The following is a 25,981-nucleotide window of genomic DNA, read 5'->3' on the forward strand; positions in this document are numbered from 1 at the left end:
CACAGCACCGATTAGGCATTTTTTATCGATCCAGCGCAACATGACATACCCCTTCGATACTTTTTAATGTGGTATAAAGAGCATATATGGTCAACTTACTTTTGGTAGACATTTTCATTTTCATAATGATTTTTCCTTTTTTACTATCAAGGATATTTAGTGTGTCTATATAACAATTTAGATCACGTATACGCGAGGTAACAGCATAAATAGAGTCACTATTCATAATAACCAAACTGACAGAGACTTTATGAAAATGACCATCATTCAGTTTAAACCATGTAATTAAGTAACTGAATCGTATTGCAAGAAATAAAAGCAGTGTACCAACCGCAGCATGCATATAGAATGCTGAACCACAGGCTATTCCTATCCCTGCTGAAGCCCAGATAATTGCCGCAGTTGTTAAACCTGAGATGTTGTCACCCTGCCTGTGCATTATGACGCCAGCACCAAGAAACCCAACGCCACTGATCACCTGAGCAGCAAGCCTCATTGGATCCGTACGGATGTTGCTGGCCATTTCAGCATAATGTTCAGCTGACTGGATTGAAACCTGTGTTAACATACAGCTGGTAACAGCAATAATAATGCAGGTTTTAACTCCTATGGGTTTATTTTTGGACTCTCTTTCCCATCCAATTACTGCGCCGAGAATAAAGGAAACGCCGAATTTTAGTAGGGCCTGGCTGTGATTGACAAAAAAGTCCAGAAAATCAGAAAGTCCAACTCCCATCATAATACATTCCTTTGTAATAAAATCAGGATGGTAATATTAAAAACCTTATCGCCTGTCAGGAAATTATATATTAATTTTCTTCCAGCTTGCAGTTTTCTTTATTTTTTAATGGTTCATCCTTGAAAAATAGCAGGAAGACAATCGAAACTGCTACAGCAATTATCATTGGATAAATCCAGAAGCTTTGCCATTGCATTAGTGCATCCGGACTAGTATCGGTAACTGTAGTGTTAAAAATCTTACCCGCGGCAAACGAAGCGAACATCACGCCAAAACCATTTGAAACAATGAAGCGTAAGCTTTGCGCTTGAGATCTTATCTTTTCACTAGCCTTACTATCGACGTAGATATCACCGGCAGTAAAGAAAAAGTCCCAACATATTCCATGAAAAATCAGGGCGGTGAAGATAAATATTGCATTATTATCTAATGATGCTTGAGATAAAAGCAGGCATCGGAATATCCAACCAATAGCACCTGCAACGATAACTTTTTTAAATCCAAATTTATGTAGGCAAAATGAAAGAATAAACATAAATAAAATTTCTGACACAGAGCCAATTTGTAATAAGGTTGCTGCATTATCAAAACCTGAGCTTTTCAGAAAGACGGGAACGTAAGCAACATATGTTGTCTTGGGAATCATCAAAAAAAGAGTACAGAGCATATAGATACTAAAGTACCTGTCCTTGAAAAGTGATAAGGCATCGAGAAAAAAAAGGTCCCGTAAGGATAATTTCTGGCCTTTTGCTTTAGGTGGTGTTTCAGGGAGTGTGAAGCAGTAAAAGCCAAAAGTGATTGCAATTGCGGAAGCAACATACCAGACTATGACACTGGCGGATAAGCCCATCTCCCCTAATATAAACCCAATTGTTATGAAACCAAAGGTTCCGAAAACACGAATAACAGGAAATAACTTAACCCCGTTAATGTGGCTGAAGCTGATACTATTAGCCAATGCAGAAGTAGGATAGAAAAGCATGCCGACAATAAAAAGCATAATCAGGAACATGGGATTATTATGACTTTCTACAAGCATGGGGAGTGAAAGCAATACCCCTGCATTGATTATATGCAATATTCCAAGCACCTTCTGTGCCGGAAAAAACCTGTCTGCGACCATGCCAACAAACAGTGGGGAAAGAATAGTTGCCAAGCCTAACACACCATAAGATGCACCAATAATTTCAGACATGCCAAAAGTACTTAAAACAAGGCCCAAAGTCATATTCCATGCGCCTTGCATAAAATATTGCAAGAACATCATAATGAACAGTCTGAGAGGGGTGTTTTTTGCCATTTCCATATGCAATATTCTCTTTAAATAGTTATTTTCAATCCATCATAGGCGATTGAAATACGATGAGACCTCATCAGGTTTTCCAGCTCATGATGATTCATCTCTATATTGTGTGAAATATGTGAAAGTATAATCTGACTGTCATTGTCATAGCATCCAATTTTCATCATATTTTCTTGTACTGCCAGAATTGTTTCGATACTCATATGATTATTACTGCGTTCGTTTTTATTAAACCCTGTTGTACATTCCAGAACAATAAGGTCGATTTTTTTTTGTGCAAGCCATTCCCAGGTTAAATCGGGATACCACCCGGAGTCATGACCATAGAAAAATGACTTCCCGTCTTTTTCTATAAAGTAAAGATAACAAAATTCCCAGACAGCATGATTAGCTAACAGCGGGGTAATTCTGTAACCTTGAGATTCAATTGTGACAAAAGGGATGACAGGCTGGAGATGAAAGCGCTCCCGACTGTAGCCTTGCAAAAATTGTGCACAATTACTGATGGCAATATCATTACCATACACATTAAGAGGATGAGTAATATGATGACTAAAACCTGCCATCCTACTATATAGTTCGGAAATATTAAAATGGTCAAGATGAGTATGAGTGAATAGCAAATTAGTAATTTTCCTGGCATCAGTGCCGTCGCGCATAAGCTGGTAACTGAATTCAGGAGAGATATCAATCTGCATAACTTCATCAATTATCACTGATGAGCGCGTCCGGACGTCCTTACCGCCGCTGGCTCTGGTCTGATCACACAGATGGCATGAACAATAGGGGTTTGGGATGCCCTCCGATGCTGCGGTGCCCAAAAAGTGAATCTGCATTATTATCCTCACATATTGTAATGCTTTCATGTTGCAACCATCTAATAATCATTTTTGGTACGTGTCAACTTGCGATCAGCGTTTTGTGGTACGTGTCAAAATAGCTATGATTCTTTAAGTTTATGCAGCCCGTTTTTACGTTCTGGATTGGTATCCCTGAACCGCTCAGGGAACTCTGGAGGCTAAACTTCTTGAAAGAGGTAACCGGATGATTAAAAATGTTTTTTTTCAGAGGTGCGTTAACAGGCCGTTCCGGCAGTAACCGTGGTAATACTGGTTCGGGCAGAGTATGAACCGAGTTAGAAATTACCAGGATAATAGTCTAATGAAATACTTCTTCCGAAGTCTGAAGAACAAATGGGGGCCAGTGACGGGCTGTGTAAACTTGAGCGATGCAACTCACGCCATGACGGACCAGGTCGATGGATATTACAGCGCACTCAGGCCGCACGATTGTAACAGTGGGTTGCCACCAAACGAATCAGAAAATCGATACAGGAAAAACGCTATCGCAGTGGCCAGTTTTGTTGACCACTACAGATTACATCTGGACAAGGCAATTGTTCCCCTCAGGCAGGGACGGTATATCAACTCATTGCAGCGAGCTTTTGATTTATTTGAAATATTGCACGTTCCACATTTAAATTACCCTTCAACACTTCTTTAATATGTTGCCCAATTATATTTTCAGCATGAAACAAATCGAAACTCACATCTTCTACGGTGATTGTTTCTCTGATACTCGATATTGAAGACGTTAAAGCCAATTTAATCCAGGAATAGGTATCCATTATTTTTCTGTTATGAAATTGCTTTTGTGACGCTGAACCACCACCCAGCAAGACGATTTGCTCCATAATCGTGTCAGAAAATAACCACTGCAAAAATAGTGCAGACTGGTATTTATTTTTTGAATGTTTTGATATACCAATTGCTCCACCTCCTGCTAATGGTGTACCTCCCGGCACCGGAGCGTAACCTGTTAAAGGGAATATTTCACTGTGGGCGACGTCGGTGAAAAGATTCATATATACAATCAACATTGCTACATCACCACGTTCGAAACTGGCTACAGATTCGTGCCACCAGTTACTCTCCAGGCATTGGCTATGTTCCAGGTTTTTTTTGTACTCACTTAGCGCTGATATCGCTATTTCCAGTGTTAACTCCGGCAGACTTTTGGGATGCAACAATCTTCCACCCAGTGAATAATAACGCAGCAAAAATTCGGTAGCGAGTGTCTCAACTCCCCCAATAGTGGCACAGGAACCATAGGTTCCAATCTCGCCTTTTTCACGGAGTTCTGAAAAAAACATCGATAAGCGGTCAAACTGTTCAAAATTTTTCGGCAGATGCATTTCCTGGTGGAAACGCTCAAAATAAATCCTTTTAACTTTCTGATTTTCAAAGATGTCACGTCGATAGAACAATATTTGTATACTGGGGTCGAATGGCAGCGTGTAATAATTACCCGCTACGTTGCTGTAATGCTTAACAATGTTTTCAGGAAAATCATTAAGAATGGATAATAATTCCGGTGAAATGTTATTTAATGGCTCGAACAAATTTTCCGCCAGCTTTGGTAAAGTTGCCATATCAATTCTTAGTACATCGCAATCAAGATGGCGTTTATTCTCCTCAGTAATCTTTACGATTTTTTCAAAGGGATATCGGATGATATCTACTGTTATACCTGTCATTTTTTTGAAATGGGGTAACAGCTTTTCTAAAGCATTTGTAGAAGGGCTATCTATGGTTAACATGGTGATGTTATTTTTGTCTTCTCTGATAAGCTGGTTATTGAAGAGTTTTGCAGGTGGTTCAAAAATAACGGGTTCAATAATTTCTTTTTTCTCTGGATGATAAATTAATGAAGAGGCAACATTCTTACCTAAATTTTCATAGCTTATTGAATAGCAGAAAAGATCAGGTTCACTACGCAGCCCTTCACCAGATAGTGTATAAACAGGAGGACAGGTGTGTTTGTGGCCTAAATAGTAAGCATTCCTGATATGACGCACTTTTTCAAAATCAGAGCAAACAATGGCATCTAATTTTTCTGATTTACAAAAATCATATGCTGCTTTGTGTGCCTCTGCATCAGATGAAGAGACATGATGCAATGTCGCTTTTTCAGATGTCTTTTCCTTTAATGCATGAATGAAATCATTTATATTTGAATGAGAGGACACATCAGTAAAAACACCAATTCTTGTGAATTGGTTTCGGTTTAACTCTTCACCAATATGTCTGGCCATTACCGCCATATCAATATCACAAAATTCTATTGCATTCGCAGGCCGCCTATAAACGAATAATATTTTCTCCGGGGGTATATTTAAACGATCGTAATATGTTACAGCGTCTGTAAGACAGCTGACAATTATTACGCCCTGGCATCGACGAGTTGCCAGTGTTTCTAGCTGTTTTTTTTCTATTTCTTCACGGTCATAAGTCAAAAAAACTTCCAGCGTATAGTTTTTTTCTGACAGCAATCGACTGATACCACTATACAATTCATGGTAACGCTCTGCGCGCATATCAGGTATTACTAAAGCAAAAGCGTTAGATGTACCAACGCGCAAGGTTTTCGCCTGTGCATTCCCCTGGTAACCGAGCTGTGCGGCTGCAGCTTTTACCGCATTGATTTTTTTTACACTGACATTTCCGCGCTGACTCAGTACGTTAGATACTGTTCCATGAGAAACCCCAGCCAGTCTGGCTATATCCTTAATCGTTGCCATCTACTATCTCCAGAAAACACCGCATATCATTTTATTATAGCCGAACCCGTATCATATTAGGCAATGCTTTCAGATAGTTGGCTTTTGGGATAATGTTTCTGATTAGTTAAACCTGAAGTATAATGCCCGATTTTGTGATGAGGCACCTGACCGGGATTAAGAAACAGATCACCTGAATGGCTTTCAATGGTGCCAGCGTTCGCGATACCGCCAGAGTACTGAAGATAGATATCAATGCCGTCATACGGACCTTAAAAAACCCGCACCGAAACAGGGGACATCTTCGCCAATCGCTCATACCGACGCGGCCCTTATCTGTGAACGAGATGACCAACGGAGCTTTGTTGGCAGTAAGGCCTGGCAACAATGAGGTATGGAAAAAGAAAGTGGTTTATCACCGGCGTTCAGTGGCAGAAACGGTGATGTTCCACATAAAAAACTGTCGGAGCCTGCGTGACTACGAGGCGCAGGTGAATGAAGCGACGGCGATGGTCAAAGCGTTGAACCGGATGACGCTGTTGGGTATACCGGACAGCACCCGGATCGCATAACGGGTGCAGCGGCGGCGGCTACTGTCGACTAACTCTGTTTTATTCAACAAAGCCCACCGGCTATTACAACATAAACAGTGAGAAACATAATATCCGTTAATTTATTCTGCGCTGGCCAGCCAGTGAGCCAGCTTCCAGAATACCACCCGGTCGTTATAACTGAACGCTTTGGCCTTAAAATCAACAAACTGATAGAACGCTGCTCAGCTCTTCAGTTTCCGGTTGAGTCTTTCAACGGCTTTGTTGAATAAATCGAACTTTCAGGTGATTGAGGGATCTGAGAGCTACGGTCGTTTCAATATCGGGACTCTATGGCAAAGCAAAAGTTTAAAACCACCAACCGACATGCATACAACAAAGCTCTTAGGAAACGTGGCTCTCTTGCGGTATGGCTTGCTTGATGAGTCAGCCGTTGCTGCATGGACTGACAGTGCACAGCCTGAACGTGGTGGTCGACCGCTTCACTACTCCAATATGGGGTTATCACAGTCCTGATGATAAAGCGCGTATTTAACCTTTCGCTCCGGGCACTACAGGGTTTGTAAAAATAAGGGAAGCTTCGGCAGACGGCGTTTATGACGCACGTTACTGCCAGGATATTCATCATGAAGAGTACAGGCAGCCGCCAGCGAGATGGCAGGATAATAGCCGAGCGTGATATTGGTTCGGGCGGTGAAGTCTGGATGCTGGTAACGAAAACGCCTGATCTTTTTTCCTGAAGTCCGGATCGAAAGCATTAGCCCGTGATCGTCTGGCAGGTCGTAATCATTATCAGAAATTTCGGACGAAAAAAAACCGTATCACTATAATAGCGATACGGTTTTTGATCATCTCAGGACGTATAATTACCCCCTGAGAAAGGTAAGTGGCGGAACGGACGGGGCTCGAACCCGCGACCCCCTGCGTGACAGGCAGGTATTCTAACCAACTGAACTACCGCTCCACCGATTCTGTACTGAACTCAGAATGTTGCTTCTGATATCAGGTGTTTCGCCCTTCCCACGTCACCGGGGGGTCTGAGCGAAGATGGTTAACACACATCTACTGCTCTAAATTGATGCCTGGCAGTTCCCTACTCTCGCATGGGGAGACCCCACACTACCATCGGCGCTACGGCGTTTCACTTCTGAGTTCGGCATGGGGTCAGGTGGGACCACCGCGCTAAAGCCGCCAGGCAAATTCTTTTCCGAACTCATGCCATATTAGTGGTGCTGATACCCAGAGTCGAACTGGGGACCTCACCCTTACCAAGGGTGCGCTCTACCAACTGAGCCATATCAGCACGCTTATTACTGACAGCAAGCGGAATATTCACGCCTGATGTTTAATTTGATGCCTGGCAGTTCCCTACTCTCGCATGGGGAGACCCCACACTACCATCGGCGCTACGGCGTTTCACTTCTGAGTTCGGCATGGGGTCAGGTGGGACCACCGCGCTAAAGCCGCCAGGCAAATTCTGTTCTTCACGCCGCCACAGGCCGCGCAAAGTTATCCGGGAACAAAGCTGAAAATTGTGTGTCTCTCAACACTGCCAGAACGCTTCTGGCGTTGTAAGGTTAAGCCTCACGGGTCATTAGTACCGGTTAGCTCAACGCATCGCTGCGCTTACACATCCGGCCTATCAACGTCGTCGTCTTCAACGTCCCTTCAGGTGGCGTAAAGCCACAGGGAGAACTCATCTCGAGGCAAGTTTCGCGCTTAGATGCTTTCAGCGCTTATCTTTTCCGCACTTAGCTACCGGGCAATGCCACTGGCGTGACAACCCGAACACCAGCGGTGCGTTCACTCCGGTCCTCTCGTACTAGGAGCAACCCCTCTCAATTCTCCAGCGCCCACGGCAGATAGGGACCGAACTGTCTCACGACGTTCTAAACCCAGCTCGCGTACCACTTTAAACGGCGAACAGCCGTACCCTTGGGACCTACTTCAGCCCCAGGATGTGATGAGCCGACATCGAGGTGCCAAACACCGCCGTCGATATGAACTCTTGGGCGGTATCAGCCTGTTATCCCCGGAGTACCTTTTATCCGTTGAGCGATGGCCCTTCCATACAGAACCACCGGATCACTATGACCTGCTTTCGCACCTGCTCGAGCCGTCACTCTCGCAGTCAAGCCAGCTTATGCCATTGCACTAACCTCACGATGTCCGACCGTGATTAGCTGACCTTCGTGCTCCTCCGTTACTCTTTGGGAGGAGACCGCCCCAGTCAAACTACCCACCAGACACTGTCCCCACGCCGGATTACGGCGCCAGGTTAGAACATCAAACGTTAAAGGGTGGTATTTCAAGGATGGCTCCACGCAGACTGGCGTCCACGCTTCAAAGCCTCCCACCTATCCTACACATCAAGGCTCAATGTTCAGTGTCAAGCTGTAGTAAAGGTTCACGGGGTCTTTCCGTCTTGCCGCGGGTACACTGCATCTTCACAGCGAGTTCAATTTCACTGAGTCTCGGGTGGAGACAGCCTGGCCATCATTACGCCATTCGTGCAGGTCGGAACTTACCCGACAAGGAATTTCGCTACCTTAGGACCGTTATAGTTACGGCCGCCGTTTACCGGGGCTTCGATCAAGAGCTTCTCCTTGCGGATAACCCCATCAATTAACCTTCCGGCACCGGGCAGGCGTCACACCGTATACGTCCACTTTCGTGTTTGCACAGTGCTGTGTTTTTAATAAACAGTTGCAGCCAGCTGGTATCTTCGACTGGCTTCGGCTCGGGGAGCAAGTCCCTCCACCTACGCGCCAGCGTGCCTTCTCCCGAAGTTACGGCACCATTTTGCCTAGTTCCTTCACCCGAGTTCTCTCAAGCGCCTTGGTATTCTCTACCTGACCACCTGTGTCGGTTTGGGGTACGATTCTGTGTTACCTGGAGCTTAGAGGCTTTTCCTGGAAGCAGGGCATCTGTTACTTCAGCACCGTAGTGCCTCGTCATCACGCCTCAGCCTTAAGCATCCGGATTTGCCTGGATGCTCAGCCTACACGCTTAAACCGGGACAACCGTCGCCCGGCCAACATAGCCTTCTCCGTCCCCCCTTCGCAGTAACACCGAGTACAGGAATATTAACCTGTTTCCCATCGACTACGCCTTTCGGCCTCGCCTTAGGGGTCGACTCACCCTGCCCCGATTAACGTTGGACAGGAACCCTTGGTCTTCCGGCGAGCGGGCTTTTCACCCGCTTTATCGTTACTTATGTCAGCATTCGCACTTCTGATACCTCCAGCAGCCCTCACAGGCCACCTTCGACGGCTTACAGAACGCTCCCCTACCCAACAACGCATAAGCGTCGCTGCCGCAGCTTCGGTGCATGGTTTAGCCCCGTTACATCTTCCGCGCAGGCCGACTCGACCAGTGAGCTATTACGCTTTCTTTAAATGATGGCTGCTTCTAAGCCAACATCCTGGCTGTCTGTGCCTTCCCACATCGTTTCCCACTTAACCATGACTTTGGGACCTTAGCTGGCGGTCTGGGTTGTTTCCCTCTTCACGACGGACGTTAGCACCCGCCGTGTGTCTCCCGTGATAACATTCTCCGGTATTCGCAGTTTGCATCGGGTTGGTAAGCCGGGATGGCCCCCTAGCCGAAACAGTGCTCTACCCCCGGAGATGAATTCACGAGGCGCTACCTAAATAGCTTTCGGGGAGAACCAGCTATCTCCCGGTTTGATTGGCCTTTCACCCCCAGCCACAGGTCATCCGCTAATTTTTCAACATTAGTCGGTTCGGTCCTCCAGTTAGTGTTACCCAACCTTCAACCTGCCCATGGCTAGATCACCGGGTTTCGGGTCTATACCCTGCAACTTAACGCCCAGTTAAGACTCGGTTTCCCTGCGGCTCCCCTATACGGTTAACCTTGCTACAGAATATAAGTCGCTGACCCATTATACAAAAGGTACGCAGTCACACCACAAGGGTGCTCCCACTGCTTGTACGTACACGGTTTCAGGTTCTGTTTCACTCCCCTCGCCGGGGTTCTTTTCGCCTTTCCCTCACGGTACTGGTTCACTATCGGTCAGTCAGGAGTATTTAGCCTTGGAGGATGGTCCCCCCATCTTCAGACAGGATATCACGTGTCCCGCCCTACTCTTCGAACTCACAGTAAGTGTATCTTCGTGTACGGGAGTATCACCCTGTACCCTGCGACTTTCCAGACGCTTCCACTGACACACAAACTGATGATGGTTCCGGGCTGTTCCCCGTTCGCTCGCCGCTACTGGGGGAATCTCGGTTGATTTCTTTTCCTCTGGGTACTTAGATGTTTCAGTTCCCCAGGTTCGCCTTGCAGCACTATGTATTCATGCTGCAATGATGCACAAGTGCACCGGGTTTCCCCATTCGGGTATCGTCGGTTGTAACGGTTCATATCACCTTACCGACGCTTATCGCAGATTAGCACGCCCTTCATCGCCTCTGACTGCCAGGGCATCCACCGTGTACGCTTAGTCACTTAACCTCACAACCCACAAGCGTCCCGAAAGACACGTTGCTGTTGCAGGCATTGAGAGACTCGACCACATCGCTCCGTTCATTCTTATTACGGAGAATGAACGCGACGCGTCGTTTCAATTTTCAGCTTGTTCCGGATTGTTAAAGAGCAAATATCTCAAACGTGACTTGACCCTGAGGTCTTAATCAGTTTTGAGATACTGTTGATAATGTCTTTCACTCATTATCAGATATGGCGTCCCCAAGGGGATTCGAACCCCTGTTACAGCCGTGAAAGGGCAGTGTCCTGGGCCTCTAGACGATGGGGACTCTGTACTACTTGCTCGTTATTTTCTATCAGACAATCTGTGTGAGCACTACGCACGACGGTATCTTCAGGTAAGGAGGTGATCCAACCGCAGGTTCCCCTACGGTTACCTTGTTACGACTTCACCCCAGTCATGAATCACAAAGTGGTAAGCGCCCTCCCGAAGGTTAAGCTACCTACTTCTTTTGCAACCCACTCCCATGGTGTGACGGGCGGTGTGTACAAGGCCCGGGAACGTATTCACCGTGGCATTCTGATCCACGATTACTAGCGATTCCGACTTCACGGAGTCGAGTTGCAGACTCCGATCCGGACTACGACGCACTTTATGAGGTCCGCTTGCTCTCGCGAGGTCGCTTCTCTTTGTATGCGCCATTGTAGCACGTGTGTAGCCCTGGCCGTAAGGGCCATGATGACTTGACGTCATCCCCACCTTCCTCCGGTTTATCACCGGCAGTCTCCTTTGAGTTCCCGACCGAATCGCTGGCAACAAAGGATAAGGGTTGCGCTCGTTGCGGGACTTAACCCAACATTTCACAACACGAGCTGACGACAGCCATGCAGCACCTGTCTCACGGTTCCCGAAGGCACTAAGGCATCTCTGCCAAATTCCGTGGATGTCAAGGCCAGGTAAGGTTCTTCGCGTTGCATCGAATTAAACCACATGCTCCACCGCTTGTGCGGGCCCCCGTCAATTCATTTGAGTTTTAACCTTGCGGCCGTACTCCCCAGGCGGTCGACTTAACGCGTTAGCTCCGGAAGCCACGCCTCAAGGGCACAACCTCCAAGTCGACATCGTTTACGGCGTGGACTACCAGGGTATCTAATCCTGTTTGCTCCCCACGCTTTCGCACCTGAGCGTCAGTCTTCGTCCAGGGGGCCGCCTTCGCCACCGGTATTCCTCCAGATCTCTACGCATTTCACCGCTACACCTGGAATTCTACCCCCCTCTACGAGACTCTAGCCTGCCAGTTTCGAATGCAGTTCCCGGGTTGAGCCCGGGGATTTCACATCCGACTTGACAGACCGCCTGCGTGCGCTTTACGCCCAGTAATTCCGATTAACGCTTGCACCCTCCGTATTACCGCGGCTGCTGGCACGGAGTTAGCCGGTGCTTCTTCTGCGGGTAACGTCAATGACAAAGCGTATTAAGCTCCATCCCTTCCTCCCCGCTGAAAGTACTTTACAACCCGAAGGCCTTCTTCATACACGCGGCATGGCTGCATCAGGCTTGCGCCCATTGTGCAATATTCCCCACTGCTGCCTCCCGTAGGAGTCTGGACCGTGTCTCAGTTCCAGTGTGGCTGGTCATCCTCTCAGACCAGCTAGGGATCGTCGCCTAGGTGAGCCGTTACCCCACCTACTAGCTAATCCCATCTGGGTTCATCCGATAGTGAGAGGCCCGAAGGTCCCCCTCTTTGGTCTTGCGACGTTATGCGGTATTAGCCACCGTTTCCAGTGGTTATCCCCCTCTATCGGGCAGATCCCCAGACATTACTCACCCGTCCGCCACTCGTCACCCGAAGAGCAAGCTCTTCTGTGCTACCGTTCGACTTGCATGTGTTAGGCCTGCCGCCAGCGTTCAATCTGAGCCATGATCAAACTCTTCAATTTAAGTTTGATTTGCTGCAACAAGTGCAGCGATGCTCAAGTGTAAAACGTCATAATGAATTTTCATTATGTGTTCACTCTTAAGACTTGATATTTTTTTGCGTCCGGAGACGCTGATATCAATCCTGCGAGTGCCCACACAGATTGTCTGATAAATTGTTAAAGAGCGTTGCGGTAAGCGCCGTGGCGACTTACTGCGAGGTGGCGTATCTTACGCTTTCCTCCTTCAGAGTCAACTTCTTTTTGAGAAGTTTTTCTCCGGCGGTTCAGCTTCCTGAACCTCTCAACCCGGCGGCCGGTAAGCCGTTGTTCCGTGTCGATGGAGGCGCATTATAGGGAGGAAGCGCAGGAAGGCAAGCATAAAAACAATCTTTTTTATCGTTCGCTGCTATTTTGCGCGCAACGCTGCTTTTTAGCGCTTTTTAATGCGTGAAGGCAGGTCAGCCAGGCTATCCAGCACCCAATCTGCTGCATTTTCGCCCTCTTCCATAACCGCTTTCCCGCTACGTACTAATACCTTTATACCTACCCCGGCCGCTTTGCCTGCCAGCATGTCATCAATTTTGTCGCCAACCATATAAGAAGCGGCCATATCGATGTTCAATTCCTTCTGTGCCGAAAGCAACATGCCCGGCTGAGGTTTACGGCAGTCGCACTCCTGGCGATACTCTTCTACCGTTCCTTCCGGATGATGCGGGCAATAGTAGATACCATCCAGGTCAACTTCCCGATCGGCCAGCGACCAGTCCATCCATTCCGTTAGCTGCATAAAGGTATCTTCAGTAAAGATGCCGCGAGCAATGCCGGACTGGTTGGTTACCATTACCAGCGCGAAGCCCATTTTTTTAAGTTCGCGCATTGCCTCAATGACGCCGTCGATAAACTGGAAGTTGTCGATCTCATGCACATAGCCGTGATCGACGTTCATGGTGCCGTCACGGTCAAGAAAGATTGCTGGGACTTTATTGGTCACGTAGAAACTCCTGCTACAAATGTTAAGACCAGTATCGCACGTTTGCGCTCCGCCAGAGAATGCCCTTAAGCGTGCATCGATTGATTCAGACGTCTGGATGCCTTACCATCCACTCGCATCTCGCTGTATGAAAATGCAGACGAATATTTGCCACGGCTAACCTTATTACGATAATAAAATGATAAAACTTCAGAATATCAGCAAAGTGTTCCAACAGGGCACTCGCACTATCACCGCGTTGTCGGACGTCAGTCTGGAAGTGCCCGCCGGCCAAATCTATGGCGTTATCGGTTCGTCTGGTGCCGGTAAGAGCACGCTTATTCGCTGTGTAAATCTGCTTGAACGCCCGACTTCCGGTACCGTACTGGTAGACAATCAGGAGTTAACCGCTTTTTCAGAAAGCCAGCTGACTCAGGCGCGACGTCAAATCGGCATGATATTCCAGCATTTTAATCTGCTTAACTCCCGTACGGTGGCGGGCAATGTTGCTCTGCCGCTGGAGTTGGGCAAGCTTTCGCGGACGGAAATCAACGCGCGGGTTAGCGAATTACTGGAACTGGTCGGTTTGGCAGATAAGCATGACGCCTGGCCAGCCAATCTGTCCGGCGGCCAGAAACAGCGCGTGGCGATTGCTCGTGCGCTGGCTACCAATCCCAAAATCCTCTTGTGCGACGAAGCCACCAGCGCGCTGGATCCGGCTACTACCAGAGCGATTCTGGAGCTGCTTAAAGACATCAACCGTCGTTTGGGCATCACTATCCTGTTAATTACCCATGAAATGGATGTAGTAAAACGTATCTGCGATCGCGTTGCCGTTATTAGCCAGGGGCAGTTGATTGAGCAGGACACGGTGAGTGAGGTGTTCTCTCATCCTAAAACGCCTCTGGCACAGCAGTTCATCCAGTCAACGCTGCATCTGGATATCCCGGAAGATTATGCGCAACGTTTATCAGTCGCGCCAAAACCAGAAAGCATTCCTTTATTACGGCTGGAATTTACCGGCCAGTCCGTGGATGCGCCGCTGCTGTCTGAAGCCGCCCGCAACTTTAACGTGAATAACAACATTATTAGCGCGCAGATGGATTACGCCGGCGGCGTGAAATTCGGCATTATGCTGGCCGAAATGCACGGTGCAAAAGCAGATACTCAGGCGGCAATCGCTTTTCTTCAGGAACATCATGTAAAGGTAGAGGTATTAGGTTATGTCTGAGGCGATGATTCTTCTTCTTTGCCGTGGCGTTTGGGAGACGCTGGTCATGACCTTCGTTTCGGGTTTCTTTGGCTTTGTGCTTGGACTGCCGCTCGGCGTGCTGCTCTACGTTACTCGTCCGGGCCAGATTATTGAAAACCGTGCGCTGTACCGCTTTTTATCGGCAGTGGTCAATATCTTCCGCGCTATTCCGTTTATTATTCTGCTGGTGTGGATGATTCCTTTTACCAGACTGATCGTGGGCACTTCTATCGGCCTGCAGGCGGCCATCGTACCCTTGACCATCGGCGCGGCACCTTTTATTGCGCGAATGGTGGAAAACACACTGCTGGAACTGCCGCACGGCTTGATTGAGGCTTCACGTGCGATGGGCGCGACGCCCTTGCAGATTGTGAAAAAAGTCCTGCTGCCGGAAGCCCTGCCCGGCCTGATTAACGCGGCCACTATCACGCTAATCACGCTGGTAGGCTATTCTGCCATGGGCGGTGCCGTCGGCGCAGGCGGCCTTGGTCAGATTGGGATCCAGTATGGCTATATTGGCTACAACGCGACGGTAATGAATACCGTGCTGGTGCTGTTAGTGGTGTTAGTTTATTTAATTCAGTTCTGCGGCGACCGCATTGCTCGTGCTGTCACCCACAAATAACTGTTCTGACAAATAAAGGAAAGGATATGTCTTTTAATTTTAAAACGTTTGCCGCTGTGGGCGCGCTGATTGGTACTCTGGCGCTGGTAGGATGCGATCAAAAAGAAAAAGATCCTAACCATATTAAGGTTGGTGTGATTGTAGGTGCGGAGCAACAGGTGGCTGAAGTCGCTAAGCAAGTCGCTAAAGATAAATATGGCCTGGACGTAGAGCTGGTCACTTTTAACGACTATGTATTACCTAACGAAGCGCTGAGCAAGGGCGATATTGACGTTAACGCTTTCCAGCACAAGCCTTATCTGGATCAGCAAATCAAAGACCGCAACTATAAGCTGGTTTCTGTCGGTAGCACCTTTGTCTATCCAATCGCCGGCTACTCTAAAAAAATCAAGTCGCTGGACGAGCTGCAGAACGGCGCGCAGGTTGCGATTCCTAACGATCCAACCAACCTGGGCCGCTCGCTGCTGCTGCTGCAAAAAGTAGGGCTGATTAAGTTGAAGGAAGGTGTCGGCCTGCTGCCTACCTCACTGGACGTGGTTTCCAATCCTAAAAACATCAAGCTGGTTGAGCTGGAAGCGCCGCAGCTGCCGCGCTCGCTGGACGATCAGCAAATTGCGCTGGCGGTGATCAATACTACTTATGCCAGCCAGATCAACCTGACACCGGCGAAGGATGGTATCTTCGTTGAGGATAAAGACTCGCCTTACGTGAACCTGATTGTCGCTCGTGAAGACAATAAAGATGCTGAAAACGTGAAGAAATTTGTTGAGGCCTACCACTCGGATGAAGTTGAACAGGCCGCTAACAAAATTTTCAACGGCGGTGCAGTAAAAGGCTGGTAAAGACAATTCCGTACCGATTAATTCTTTCGGTTACGTAGCTGTTACTTCAACAAAGCGGGCAATAGCCCGCTTTGTTCATTTATCCCCGCTTGTTATTTGCCGTCGGGCTTGCTTCAATAACGCCTCTTTTACCGACAATGAGGATGTTCCCATGCGTGTTGTACCGCTCTGTTTGTTAGCCCTTTCGCTAACAGGGTGCTCATTGCTGCATAAACCTTATAAGCCTGTGGAGCCTTTCAGGCAGCCTGCACAGACTGAATCAGCCCATGTTAAGCCTGCGCCACGTCCTGTGCCGGTAAAACTCTATAGCGATGCCAGCGATCTGGTCAGCAAACCTTTCCGCGATTTGGGCGAAGTTTATGGTGAAGATTGCCAGAGCAGCCGCCAGGGTTCGCCACCCAATATTGCTACCGCTCGTAAAAGAATGCAGATACGTGCATCGGGTATGAAAGCCAATGCGGTGTTGCTGCACAAATGTGAAATCGTCACCAATTCTCAGGGCTGCTATCGTCAGGCGGTCTGCCAGGGTTCCGCGCTGAAAGTTAGCGGCCAATGAGTTTCACCTTCCAGCCAGTCGGCATTATCCACTCTCCGTGGAAGGAAAAGTTCGCTGTTCCTCGCCAGCCCGGTTTGGTTCAGGATGGCGGCGGCGAGCTGCGACTGTTGCCGCCCTACAATCAGCCTGAAGCCGTAAGAGGACTGGAAGCGTTTAGCCACCTCTGGCTGCTGTTTGTTTTTCATCAGACGATGGCCGGCGGCTGGCGACCAACCGTACGACCGCCACGGCTGGGGGGCAACACACGAATGGGCGTTTTTGCCACCCGCTCTACCTTTCGCCCCAACCCAATCGGCATGTCGCTGGTTGAGTTAAAAGGGATCCGCACCGCAAAAGGCGAGGTGATTCTGGAACTGGGCAGCCTGGATCTGGTCGACGGCACGCCGGTTGTGGATATCAAGCCCTATCTGCCTTTTGCCGAAGCAATCCCTTCAGCGCAGGCGGGCTTTGCTCAGGATGCGCCCCCGGCGGCTATGCCCGTCGCTTTTTCAGCGCAGGCAAAACAGCAGATTGCTCAACATGGTAAACGCTATCCCCATCTTGAACGTTTTATTGCCGAGGTTCTGGCGCAAGATCCCAGACCGGCCTACCGCAAAGGTGAAGAGCCGGAGCGCGAGTATGCCGCGTGGCTGCTGGATTTCAACGTACGCTGGCGCGTTGATGCCGCAGGTACCCTGGTAACTGCCGTGGATAGCCGTTAATTTATCTTCCGTGTCTTTTGAGTCTTTGGTCACGCTGGTACACTAGCCGCCAGCATTTTTTTAGCCTGGCTTAATGTCGCTTTCTGCTTAACTGGAATCGTAACTCATGCGTACTACTCAATACCTGCTCTCCACCCAGAAGGAGACTCCTGCCGACGCTGAAGTCATCAGCCACCAGCTGATGCTGCGCGCCGGGATGATCCGTAAACTGGCTTCTGGTCTTTATACCTGGCTGCCTACCGGCCTGCGCGTACTGAAAAAAGTCGAAAACATCGTGCGTGAAGAGATGAACAACGCCGGTGCTATCGAGATCTCTATGCCGGTTGTGCAGCCTGCCGATTTGTGGCAGGAAAGCGGACGCTGGGAGCAGTACGGGCCCGAGCTGCTGCGTTTCGTCGATCGTGGCGAACGTCCTTTCGTGCTTGGCCCAACGCACGAGGAAGTGATCACCGATCTGATCCGTAACGAGCTGAGCTCTTATAAGCAGCTGCCGCTGAATCTTTTCCAGATCCAGACCAAATTCCGTGATGAAGTACGTCCGCGCTTTGGCGTCATGCGTTCGCGCGAGTTCATCATGAAAGATGCCTACTCGTTCCATACGTCGCAGGAATCCCTGCAGGCGACCTATGACGATATGTATCGTGCCTATAGCCAGAGCTTTGCGCGTATGGGACTGGACTTCCGCGCGGTACAGGCTGATACCGGTTCAATCGGCGGCAGCGCCTCGCATGAGTTCCAGGTACTGGCGGAAAGCGGCGAAGACGATATCGTTTTCTCTACCGGTTCAGACTACGCGGCAAACATTGAGCTGGCGGAAGCCGTCGCGCCAGCCGGTAGCCGTGCCGATGCTACCCAGCCAATGACGGAAATCGACACGCCGAATGCTAAAACCATCGCGGCGCTGGTTGAGCAGCACAAGGTAGCGATTGAAAAGACGGTGAAAACGCTCCTGGTCAAAGCGACCAAAGAGAGCGGTCACTCGCTGGTTGCGCTGATGGTACGTGGCGATCACGAGCTGAATGAGATCAAAGCGGAAAAAATCGATATCGTCGCCGCGCCGCTGACCTTCGCTACCGAAGAAGAGATCCGCGCTGCGCTTGGCGCCGGTCCTGGTTCACTCGGCCCGGTTGGCCTGACGCTGCCTGTGGTAGTCGATCGTACCGTGGCGATGATGAGCGACTTCTGTGCCGGTGCCAACAAAGACGGCAAGCATCTGACCGGTATCAACTGGCAGCGCGACCTGCCGCTGCCGCGCGTGGCCGACCTGCGTAAAGTAGTGGAAGGCGATGCCAGCCCGGATGGTAAAGGCACGCTGCTGATTAAGCGCGGTATCGAAGTAGGCCATATCTTCCAGCTTGGCACCAAATATTCCGAAGCGATGAAAGCGTCCGTACAGGGCGAAGATGGCCGCAACCAGACGCTGACCATGGGCTGTTACGGCATTGGTATTACCCGTATCGTGGCCGCCGCTATTGAGCAGAACCACGACGAGCGAGGCATTATCTGGCCTGCGGCGCTGGCGCCATTCCAGGTTGCTATTCTGCCCATGAATATGCACAAATCTTTCCGCGTGAAGGAACTGGCAGAGGAGCTCTACAGCCAGCTGCGCGCCAGGGGCGTTGACGTTATTCTGGATGACCGTAAAGAGCGTCCTGGCGTAATGTTTGCCGATATGGAGCTGATTGGCGTGCCGCATACCGTGGTGATCGGCGATCGCAATCTCGACAGCGAAGAGGTGGAGTACAAGTCCCGTCGCGCGGGCGAGAAGCAGATGATTAAAACCGGCGAAATTCTGGATTTCCTGCTGGCTGAGATTAACGGCTAAAAGTCAGCGGCGGGCGCTCTGTCCGCCGCTTCAGCTTCCCGCTTCAACCGGCCTCAGCCGATAACTCATCGTTGTCGAGATAGCTTTCCCGCTCGCATCCGTCATTTCCAGTCCGTTAGCCTGCGGATGAAAATAGTGCTTTTCCCCTTCGTCTGAAATCAATACCAGCTTCTCTGCCGTGCGCGACCAATGCCCCTGTTCGTCATTGTGGACATTATCAGATGCCAGATAATACTCGTTCAGGCTATAGCGTCCGCCCTGCTGTAAAGAGAGCGTGACCCGAATGCCGGGACAGTCGGCACAGGGGATCACACCCTGATATTTTTGCACGGTCGCTGCACGCGGCTGCACCGTGGCAGCCACATCGTAGTTCTGGCAGCCCATCAGCGGGCCAAAAAACAGAGATACCACCAGAACAATCAGGATTTTTTTCATTTATTCTCCTGTGCTTCAGACTCAATCCGATACGCGTCGCATTTTTCCACGTAGTGATTTGGTCGTGGCTTTACGTGCCTTGCCCTCCAGCCGGCGCTTTTTTGACGCCAGCGTGGGTCGCGTTGCCCGCCGCGTTTTTTCCACCACCGTCAGCTCCTGAATCAGGTTCTCCAGCCTTTTTAGCGCCGCTTCGCGGTTCATCTCCTGGCTGCGATACTCCTGGGCTTTAATAATGACGATGCCTTCCGGCGTAATCAGATGATGGCTGGCAGAAAGCAGACGCTCTTTGTAAAACTCCGGCAGGCCCGAAGCGCGGATATCAAACCGCAAATGGATAGCCGTAGAGCTTTTATTCACATTCTGACCACCATTACCCTGCGCTCTGATTGCCGTTAACTCCAGTTCGCTGTCCGGAATAGTGACGTTACGTGACAGAACAATCATGCCGCTTTGCCGTCAATCAGCCAGTCGGTAAAGCGCAGCTCCAGATGATGCTGGTCGTCCGACAGCCAGATAGTGCCGTCCTGAATAGTCGCCTGGAGCGTCATCGAGCGCGAAGCCAGCTGGGTCAGCGCTTTTAGCTGTTCATCATCCAGAAAACGCACGGTCAGGTTTTCCTGCTGTAGCTTGCTCTGGTTCTGCTGCCACCAGATCTGCGCGGCGCGAGCGTTATAAGTATACAAGTATACGCGGGCTGCGCGATTGCAGGCTTTTTTTAGCCGGCGCTCATCCGGCAGGCCCAGCTCGACCCAAACTTCAATGCCGTTATGGTCGTTCATCAGCCAGATTTCCGGTTCGTCTTCCGCGCTTAAACCCCGGGTAAAAGTCAGGCGTTCATGCGCGTTAACCAGCCATGCCAGCAGCCGCAGCATTAGCCTTTCTTCCGTTTCGGAAGGATGACGAGCCAGCGTCAGGGTGCTGTCGAGAAAAACATTTTTGTCCATATCCGCCACGTTGACCGTGGCTTTATAAATGGTCGCTTTAAGTGCCATGAGAATCCTTGTTGTTGTTATCCGCTATTGTAACCCGTCAGCGTAGCAAATCACGCTTCGCCGGACTGATTTCCCCCAAAATCCTGTGGTATAGTCGGCAAGTCGCCACTGAAAATTCTTGAGGTGCCTGTGCATTATTGTGAATTAATTCGCCGTAAATATGCTGAAATCGGCAGCGGCGATCTGGGATACGTGCCGGACGCGTTGGGTTGTGTGCTAAAAGCGCTTGATGAGGTAGCGGCTAATCCTGAGCTACACTCTTCAATCAGGGAACAGGCAGCTTTTGCTGCTGCTAACTTATTGGTGAGCGATTATGTTGACGAATGAATACCAACCGATCAATTGCGATGATTACGACAACCTGGAACTGGCCTGCCAGAAAGAGTGGACGCTGGCGCTGTCGATGAAAGACGGCGAGCAGCTGCAGGCCAAAGCGACCGATCTGCTGTTACGCAAAAAGGTCGAATATCTGGTTGTCGATCTCTCAGGCGAGATCCGCGAACTGCGTCTCGATCATATTGCCAGCTTCAGCCATCCTGAACTGGGCACCGTCGTCGTCAGCGAGTCTGACTAAATCCCTCGGGCGGAAACTCTTCCGCCCCTTTCGCCATTATGGCTTTAAACTGGCGTAATACGCCGCTAAATCTGCCATATCGTCATCGCTTAATCCCGCCACGAAAGCCTTCATCACTTCCGCCTGACCATTACTCCGATCGCCTTTTTTATAAGCTTGTAGCGCATGGACCAGATAGTCGCTGTTTTGTCCGGCAAGGTTGGGATAAAGCGACACGGATGCTTTTCCACTCGCGCCGTGACAGCCCTGACAGCTGGCGGCTTTTTGCTGCCCTGCCTGCACGTTGCCAGCCGCCATGGCTGGCAAACTGGCTGCCAGCAGCAGCGCCGATACCACTATTTTTTTCATTGCTCTTCCTGTTGCCAGCAAATGTGCCAGCCGGGTTGTTGCTTCGGGTCGCCTTCACGGGTAACGAAAACGCCTGGGGCGGCAATCAGGCGATCGCCATAAAACAGCAGAGGCGTGCGTTCACGCTGCCACGGCGGAATACCCAGCTCCTGCCAAATTTTTTTTATCGGGCGGCTGCCCGCGCGGCCAAGAATATGAAATTTTCCCTGTGCCTGAAACCGCACGCTGACCGCTTCACCAGCCTGCGGCGCGCGCACCGGGGTACCTTTATCAGCTCGCTCCAGCCTGCCGATCTTTGCGGGCAAGGTCAGAAACGACGCCGTAACCGGCCAGTCGAGAATTTGGTCGCGTACTGAAGGATGGCGTGCCAGCCAGTAAAGCCTGTCGCGAAAGCGCCGCACTTCAAAATTACCTAACTGCAGGCGCGGCTCCGCATCTTCGCGGCTGCACGCCACCTCCTGCCAGATACGCGACAAAGCGTCCCGCGACGGCATCAGGCCATGATGATGCGCTATCCAGCGCCGCAGCAGTGCCGCACGACGCACGGCGCTCATCGGTTCCAGCGTCTGAATGGCCAGCGCGCCTTGCTTATCGATTAGCGCATGCAGCGATTCGGCAAGCAGTTCATCCAGCAGCTGCTCCTGCTCACCGCACAGCGCCGCACTGCGCGCCGTCGCCTGGGCAAAGTGCGGCCAGCGAGCCGCCAGCTGCGGAAGGATTTGCTGACGCAGGAAATTGCGGTCGTAGCGCGTGTCCTGGTTACTGTCATCCTCGATCCAGCTCAGCTGCTGCTCTGCCGCCCACAGTTCCAGCTGCGCGCGCGTCTGCCTGAGCAGAGGCCGTAAATGCACATAAGCACCGGCGTGCATTTTATCCGGCATCGCGGCAAGCCCGGCCGGGCCGCTGCCTCTTTTTAGTGCCAGCAGCAGCGTTTCACACTGATCGTCCAGGTGCTGCGCGGTCAGCAAAGCTTCGCCCGGCTGAATATGCTGTCGAAAAGCCCGGTAGCGAGCTTCACGCGCCGCCGCCTCGATGCCTTTTTCACGACCGTCAACCTGCACGTTGACCACTTCCAGTTCCACCTGCCATCGTGCGCACTGCTGCTGACAGTGCGCAACCCAGCTCTCCGCCAGCGGATTAAGCCCGTGGTGAATATGGATAGCGCGCAGCGAAAAAGGCTGCTGCTGCCGCAAACAAACCAGCTGATGCAGCAGCACGGTAGAGTCCAGACCGCCGCTGTAGGCCACCAGCAGATGAGTCTGGCCAGCAATATGCTGTTGAAGATCGGGCAGTGACATGCAAATTCCTGCAAAAAAGGCGGCGCGCTATTTTACGCCTGGTACAGCTCCAGCGGCAAACCATCCGGATCTTTAAAGAAGGTGTAGCGCTTATCGGTCAGCGGATCGATACGAATTTCTTCGCAGACCACGCCCTTCTCTTCAAGATGGCGCTTTGCCGCGTCAATATCATCCACGCTAAACGCCAAATGGCGCAGTCCGCAGGCTTCTGGTCCGTTGGGGCGCGCTGGCGGTGAAGGGAAAGAGAACAGCTCAATAACGTAATCACCGTTCAGCGCCAGATCGCCTTTCCAGGAATCTCTTGCCTCACGATACACTTCGCCCATCAGGGTAAAACCCAGCACGTTGCAGTAAAAGGCCTTACTGGTTTCGTAATGACTGGCGATAATAGCAATATGGTGAACCTGCCTGATAAACATCTCTTCTCCTGAATAATGGCTTCCGGCTACCTTACGCAGACCGGAAGCTTACGACAATGGCACAATTCCGGAACTACGCTTTCAGTACGCGCACCAGATATTGTCCTTCGTCAGTCAGGGTTGCGCCATGAATATCGGTTTCAAAGCCGGGATAGTGGCGGCCGATGGTGCAAAGCATCAGCAGAAAGTCGAGCACCGCGCGGCTCTCTTCGGTAATCATCTCGCCCGGCATCACTACCGGAACGCCAGGCGGATATGGCAGGATCATATTGGCCGAAACCCGGCCCACCAGCTTGCTGATATCCACCGTTTCCACATTCCCCTTCACCTGCTGCTGGAACATCTGGTGCGGCGTCAGCTTCATCTCCGGCAGCTTATCAAACGCCTGTAGCATCAGCCTTGGCAAATCGTGATCGCGGATTAGCGTATGGATCCCCTGGGCCAGCGTCTGAATACGCATATTGCGGTAAAACTCAGGTGCCTGCGCGTAGAGATCCGGCAACATATTCCTTACGCGCAGATTGAGATCGAAAGCGCGTTTGAATTCCGTTAACCCGCGTAGCACGCTCATCGCTTTGGTTTTATCAATGCCGATGCTGAACAGGAACAGCAGATTATAAGGCCCGGTTTTTTCGACCACCACGCCGCGCTCGTCGAGATATTTTGCCACCAGCGCAGCCGGGATCCCTTCATCCGCCATCACGCCCTGCTCGCTCATGCCCGGCGTGAGGATAGTGACCTTAATCGGATCCAGATACATGTGGTCAGCATCGGCATCGTTAAAGCCGTGCCAGTCTTCTTCGCCCGGCTGGATTGGCCAGCACTGCGGTTCATCCACGCCTTCCGGCTGCCAGATATCAAAGAACCAGCCGTCCGACTCTTCCCGTAACCGCTGCACTTCGCGACGGAAATGCAGCGCCCGCTCGACGGAGCGATTGATCAGCCGCTTGCCGGGATTACCGCGCAGCATCGCCGCCGCCGTTTCGATAGAGGCCACAATCGGGTAGTTAGGCGAAGTGGTGGTGTGCATCATGTAGGCTTCATTAAAGGTCTGTTCGTCATACTCGCCCTTAATGTGGATCAGCGAAGCCTGGGAAAAGGCCGCCAGCAGCTTGTGCGTTGACTGGGTTTCGTAAATCACTTTTCCCGGCGTGCGCTCGCCGCTCATGCCGCTTAATCCGCTGTAGATAGGGTGGAAATTGGTATAGGGCACCCAGGCAGAATCAAAGTGGATTGACGGCACGTCCAGCGTCTCTTTGATGTACTGCGTGTTATACAGCAGCCCGTCATAGGTAGAGTTGGTGATCACCGCATGCACCGGCCAGCTGGCGCGCTCTGTCTGCTCAACCTTCTGCGCTATGCTTTCTCGCGTAAATTCCCGTTTCGGGATACCGCCCAGAATGCCCAGCGCGTTGCGGGTTGGCTTGAGCCACAGCGGCACAATATCGCTCATCATCAGCAGATGCGTCAGCGATTTATGGCAGTTGCGGTCAATCAGCACCGTGCTGCCAGTCGGCGCGGCGTACATACCAACAATCTTATTTGATGTTGAGGTGCCGTTGGTCACCATGTAGCTCTGCTCTGCGCCAAAGGTACGCGCAATGTACTCTTCTGCTTCCAGATGCGGGCCGGTATGATCGAGCAGCGATCCCAGCTCGGTAACGGAAATCGATACGTCCGCCTTCAGCGCGTTACCGCCAAAGAAGTCATAAAACAGGCTACCGACCGGGCTTTTCTGGAACGCCGTTCCCGCCATATGGCCTGGCGTACAAAAGGTGTATTTCCCTTCTTTCACATAGGTAAACAGCGCTTTGGTCAGCGGTGGCGTAATGGTATCGACATATTCATCAGTATATTGACGAATACGCTGCGAGATATCTTCCGCTGCGCCCAGGCCATACTCAAAGAACCAGATCGCCATACGCATCTGATTAACGCTGACGTCCATGGTTGAATGGGTATTGATAAAGGCGTACAGCGGCAGATATTCGTTAAGCTGATTGATTTCACTGCAAAGTTCGAAGCCGTGCTCGTCCCAGTCGAAGATAACGCCGCAGATGCGTGGATTGTGCTCAATCAGCTTTAGCAGGTCCGCCGCGTCTTTTGGATAAATGGTTTGAAAGCCCTGGGCGCGTAATGCGTCATCCAGTTCGCGGATGGGTTCATCCTTATAGAACGCGTTGTGCGGTCCCATGATCGCGATAATATTCACTGCAAACTCCTTAAAATTACGGCAAGGAGTAAGCATAGCGAAGTTGCGATGCGGAGGCAGGATTAATCACCTCCGCGGGTGGTCAGGTTTTATCGCGCACGTCTTCAGATGGGGCGTTAGCGCGCACGGATTTAATCCCGTTCAGTGCGCTCTGCTTGCTGGCGTACATTTCGCTGACGGCAATGACTTCATGGTTGCTGGCGATCAGTACAAAATACCAGGGCTGCTGCGTCTGCTTGTGTGATTTTCTTAATTCGTAGTATCCCATTTTTCCTCCTGTTTATTTATTCCCGCAGTTATAACAAACGGCTTCGCTTTTCAGAGCAAGCTAAATCATAAGAAAAGTTGATCGATACGGCTTTTTTAAAACGGGAAAGGCGTGACAAATTCAGGAAAGGCAGGAAAATAAAA

Annotated in this window: 22 protein-coding genes, 3 tRNA genes, 4 rRNA genes and 5 pseudogenes; 12 read left to right on the plus strand and 22 right to left on the minus strand. The window is 50.5% G+C overall.

Annotated features, from left to right (window positions below):
* Window positions 1-22: 22 nt before the first annotated feature.
* The 3 genes from ACMGGR_RS17710 to ACMGGR_RS17720 form a co-directional block, all read right to left on the minus strand.
* Complete coding sequence (locus ACMGGR_RS17710) at window positions 23-736, minus strand: MgtC/SapB family protein (RefSeq protein WP_414148989.1); 714 nt, start codon at window positions 734-736, stop codon at window positions 23-25.
* Window positions 737-809: 73 nt separating this feature from the next.
* A complete protein-coding gene (locus ACMGGR_RS17715; protein ID WP_414148990.1) occupies window positions 810-2,039 on the minus strand; it encodes an MFS transporter in 1,230 nt (409 codons plus the stop codon).
* 20 nt (window positions 2,040-2,059) lie between these two features.
* Complete coding sequence (locus tag ACMGGR_RS17720; protein ID WP_414148991.1) at window positions 2,060-2,878, minus strand: MBL fold metallo-hydrolase; 819 nt, start codon at window positions 2,876-2,878, stop codon at window positions 2,060-2,062.
* A gap of 271 nt (window positions 2,879-3,149) precedes the next feature.
* Between ACMGGR_RS17720 and ACMGGR_RS17725 the strand changes: the two are divergent.
* Window positions 3,150-3,380, plus strand: a pseudogene (locus tag ACMGGR_RS17725) (IS3 family transposase); the annotation flags it as partial.
* A gap of 85 nt (window positions 3,381-3,465) precedes the next feature.
* On the opposite strand, the gene ACMGGR_RS17730 reads toward ACMGGR_RS17725, so the two are convergent.
* Complete coding sequence (locus ACMGGR_RS17730) at window positions 3,466-5,622, minus strand: extracellular solute-binding protein (RefSeq protein WP_414147469.1); 2,157 nt, start codon at window positions 5,620-5,622, stop codon at window positions 3,466-3,468.
* Window positions 5,623-5,798: 176 nt separating this feature from the next.
* Between ACMGGR_RS17730 and ACMGGR_RS17735 the strand changes: the two are divergent.
* Both ACMGGR_RS17735 and ACMGGR_RS17740 read left to right on the plus strand, forming a co-directional pair.
* Window positions 5,799-5,986: pseudogene (locus ACMGGR_RS17735) on the plus strand (IS1-like element transposase); the annotation flags it as partial.
* Window positions 5,982-6,173 (plus strand): annotated as a pseudogene (locus ACMGGR_RS17740) (IS5/IS1182 family transposase); the annotation flags it as partial. The pseudogenes ACMGGR_RS17735 and ACMGGR_RS17740, both read left to right, overlap by 5 nt.
* A gap of 113 nt (window positions 6,174-6,286) precedes the next feature.
* Here ACMGGR_RS17740 and ACMGGR_RS17745 read toward each other — a convergent pair.
* Window positions 6,287-6,406: pseudogene (locus tag ACMGGR_RS17745) on the minus strand (hypothetical protein); the annotation flags it as partial.
* A gap of 78 nt (window positions 6,407-6,484) precedes the next feature.
* On the opposite strand from ACMGGR_RS17745, the pseudogene ACMGGR_RS17750 reads away from it, so the two are divergent.
* Window positions 6,485-6,712 (plus strand): annotated as a pseudogene (locus ACMGGR_RS17750) (transposase); the annotation flags it as partial.
* Here ACMGGR_RS17750 and ACMGGR_RS17755 read toward each other — a convergent pair.
* From ACMGGR_RS17755 to gmhB, 9 genes are all read right to left on the minus strand, one after another.
* Window positions 6,704-6,910 carry a hypothetical protein gene (locus tag ACMGGR_RS17755; protein WP_414147470.1) on the minus strand — a complete coding sequence of 69 codons (207 nt, stop codon included), beginning with the start codon at window positions 6,908-6,910 and terminating at the stop codon, window positions 6,704-6,706. The pseudogene ACMGGR_RS17750 and the gene ACMGGR_RS17755 overlap by 9 nt on opposite strands.
* A gap of 129 nt (window positions 6,911-7,039) precedes the next feature.
* Window positions 7,040-7,116, minus strand: a tRNA-Asp gene (locus tag ACMGGR_RS17760).
* A 116-nt stretch (window positions 7,117-7,232) separates the two neighbouring features.
* Window positions 7,233-7,348 (minus strand): 5S ribosomal RNA (gene rrf / locus ACMGGR_RS17765).
* A 31-nt stretch (window positions 7,349-7,379) separates the two neighbouring features.
* Window positions 7,380-7,455 (minus strand) — tRNA-Thr (locus ACMGGR_RS17770).
* A gap of 52 nt (window positions 7,456-7,507) precedes the next feature.
* Window positions 7,508-7,623: ribosomal RNA gene (gene rrf / locus ACMGGR_RS17775) — 5S ribosomal RNA — on the minus strand.
* A 102-nt stretch (window positions 7,624-7,725) separates the two neighbouring features.
* Window positions 7,726-10,628: ribosomal RNA gene (locus ACMGGR_RS17780) — 23S ribosomal RNA — on the minus strand.
* A 226-nt stretch (window positions 10,629-10,854) separates the two neighbouring features.
* Window positions 10,855-10,930, minus strand: a tRNA-Glu gene (locus tag ACMGGR_RS17785).
* 70 nt (window positions 10,931-11,000) lie between these two features.
* A 16S ribosomal RNA gene (locus ACMGGR_RS17790) occupies window positions 11,001-12,542 on the minus strand.
* The 16S, 23S and 5S rRNA genes sit together here with 3 tRNA genes alongside, the layout of an rRNA operon.
* A gap of 409 nt (window positions 12,543-12,951) precedes the next feature.
* Window positions 12,952-13,512: a D-glycero-beta-D-manno-heptose 1,7-bisphosphate 7-phosphatase gene (gene gmhB / locus ACMGGR_RS17795; protein ID WP_414147471.1), complete on the minus strand. Its 561-nt coding sequence runs from the start codon at window positions 13,510-13,512 to the stop codon at window positions 12,952-12,954.
* A gap of 178 nt (window positions 13,513-13,690) precedes the next feature.
* Here gmhB and metN point away from each other — a divergent pair, with 178 nt between their 5' ends.
* The 6 genes from metN to proS all read left to right on the plus strand — a co-directional run bounded on the left by metN (window position 13,691) and on the right by proS (window position 19,292).
* Window positions 13,691-14,722 (plus strand): methionine ABC transporter ATP-binding protein MetN, encoded by a 1,032-nt coding sequence (gene metN / locus ACMGGR_RS17800; protein WP_414147472.1) that lies wholly within the window; start codon window positions 13,691-13,693, stop codon window positions 14,720-14,722.
* Window positions 14,715-15,368: a methionine ABC transporter permease MetI gene (locus tag ACMGGR_RS17805; protein ID WP_246761930.1), complete on the plus strand. Its 654-nt coding sequence runs from the start codon at window positions 14,715-14,717 to the stop codon at window positions 15,366-15,368. Before metN ends, ACMGGR_RS17805 begins: the two co-directional genes overlap by 8 nt.
* A 26-nt stretch (window positions 15,369-15,394) precedes the next feature.
* Window positions 15,395-16,210 (plus strand): MetQ/NlpA family lipoprotein, encoded by an 816-nt coding sequence (locus tag ACMGGR_RS17810; protein ID WP_246761932.1) that lies wholly within the window; start codon window positions 15,395-15,397, stop codon window positions 16,208-16,210.
* A gap of 151 nt (window positions 16,211-16,361) precedes the next feature.
* The gene (gene rcsF, locus ACMGGR_RS17815; protein WP_246761933.1) at window positions 16,362-16,766 is read left to right on the plus strand and encodes an Rcs stress response system protein RcsF; all 405 of its coding nucleotides are present in this window, start codon (window positions 16,362-16,364) and stop codon (window positions 16,764-16,766) included.
* A complete protein-coding gene (gene tsaA / locus ACMGGR_RS17820) occupies window positions 16,763-17,467 on the plus strand; it encodes a tRNA (N6-threonylcarbamoyladenosine(37)-N6)-methyltransferase TrmO (RefSeq protein ID WP_414147473.1) in 705 nt (234 codons plus the stop codon). The genes rcsF and tsaA overlap by 4 nt, the downstream gene beginning before the upstream one ends.
* Window positions 17,468-17,573: 106 nt before the next feature.
* Window positions 17,574-19,292 (plus strand): proline--tRNA ligase, encoded by a 1,719-nt coding sequence (proS, locus tag ACMGGR_RS17825; protein WP_246761936.1) that lies wholly within the window; start codon window positions 17,574-17,576, stop codon window positions 19,290-19,292.
* Window positions 19,293-19,322: 30 nt separating this feature from the next.
* Here proS and ACMGGR_RS17830 read toward each other — a convergent pair whose 3' ends face one another.
* Genes ACMGGR_RS17830 through ACMGGR_RS17840 form a run of 3 tightly spaced genes read right to left on the minus strand, consistent with a single transcriptional unit; the run spans window position 19,323 to window position 20,719 of the window.
* The gene (locus ACMGGR_RS17830) at window positions 19,323-19,727 is read right to left on the minus strand and encodes a copper resistance protein NlpE N-terminal domain-containing protein (RefSeq protein ID WP_246761938.1); all 405 of its coding nucleotides are present in this window, start codon (window positions 19,725-19,727) and stop codon (window positions 19,323-19,325) included.
* A gap of 21 nt (window positions 19,728-19,748) precedes the next feature.
* Window positions 19,749-20,171: an alternative ribosome rescue aminoacyl-tRNA hydrolase ArfB gene (gene arfB, locus ACMGGR_RS17835; RefSeq protein ID WP_246761940.1), complete on the minus strand. Its 423-nt coding sequence runs from the start codon at window positions 20,169-20,171 to the stop codon at window positions 19,749-19,751.
* The gene (locus ACMGGR_RS17840; protein WP_246761941.1) at window positions 20,168-20,719 is read right to left on the minus strand and encodes a YaeQ family protein; all 552 of its coding nucleotides are present in this window, start codon (window positions 20,717-20,719) and stop codon (window positions 20,168-20,170) included. The genes arfB and ACMGGR_RS17840 overlap by 4 nt, the downstream gene beginning before the upstream one ends.
* 129 nt (window positions 20,720-20,848) lie before the next feature.
* Between ACMGGR_RS17840 and ACMGGR_RS17845 the strand changes: the two genes are divergently transcribed.
* Both ACMGGR_RS17845 and rof read left to right on the plus strand, forming a co-directional pair.
* Window positions 20,849-21,046 carry a YaeP family protein gene (locus tag ACMGGR_RS17845; RefSeq protein ID WP_246762045.1) on the plus strand — a complete coding sequence of 66 codons (198 nt, stop codon included), beginning with the start codon at window positions 20,849-20,851 and terminating at the stop codon, window positions 21,044-21,046.
* Window positions 21,033-21,293, plus strand: coding sequence for a Rho-binding antiterminator (gene rof, locus ACMGGR_RS17850; RefSeq protein ID WP_281434700.1), 261 nt, complete (start codon window positions 21,033-21,035; stop codon window positions 21,291-21,293). Before ACMGGR_RS17845 ends, rof begins: the two co-directional genes overlap by 14 nt.
* A 36-nt stretch (window positions 21,294-21,329) precedes the next feature.
* Here the strand turns inward: rof and ACMGGR_RS17855 are convergent, their stop codons facing one another.
* The 5 genes from ACMGGR_RS17855 to ACMGGR_RS17875 all read right to left on the minus strand — a co-directional run bounded on the left by ACMGGR_RS17855 (window position 21,330) and on the right by ACMGGR_RS17875 (window position 25,838).
* On the minus strand, window positions 21,330-21,641 hold the full coding sequence (locus ACMGGR_RS17855) for a c-type cytochrome (protein WP_246761943.1): 312 nt from the start codon (window positions 21,639-21,641) through the stop codon (window positions 21,330-21,332).
* The gene (gene tilS / locus ACMGGR_RS17860; protein ID WP_414147474.1) at window positions 21,638-22,939 is read right to left on the minus strand and encodes a tRNA lysidine(34) synthetase TilS; all 1,302 of its coding nucleotides are present in this window, start codon (window positions 22,937-22,939) and stop codon (window positions 21,638-21,640) included. Before tilS ends, ACMGGR_RS17855 begins: the two co-directional genes overlap by 4 nt.
* A 32-nt stretch (window positions 22,940-22,971) precedes the next feature.
* A complete protein-coding gene (locus ACMGGR_RS17865; RefSeq protein WP_246761946.1) occupies window positions 22,972-23,358 on the minus strand; it encodes a VOC family protein in 387 nt (128 codons plus the stop codon).
* A gap of 73 nt (window positions 23,359-23,431) precedes the next feature.
* On the minus strand, window positions 23,432-25,570 hold the full coding sequence (locus ACMGGR_RS17870) for a lysine decarboxylase LdcC (RefSeq protein ID WP_414147475.1): 2,139 nt from the start codon (window positions 25,568-25,570) through the stop codon (window positions 23,432-23,434).
* An 82-nt stretch (window positions 25,571-25,652) separates the two neighbouring features.
* The gene (locus ACMGGR_RS17875) at window positions 25,653-25,838 is read right to left on the minus strand and encodes a YegP family protein (protein ID WP_246761950.1); all 186 of its coding nucleotides are present in this window, start codon (window positions 25,836-25,838) and stop codon (window positions 25,653-25,655) included.
* Window positions 25,839-25,981: the final 143 nt, after the last annotated feature.

Origin of the sequence: Erwinia sp. BNK-24-b, from assembly GCF_047456155.1 — a bacterium.
GTDB classification, from domain to species: Bacteria; Pseudomonadota; Gammaproteobacteria; order Enterobacterales; family Enterobacteriaceae; genus Erwinia; species Erwinia phyllosphaerae.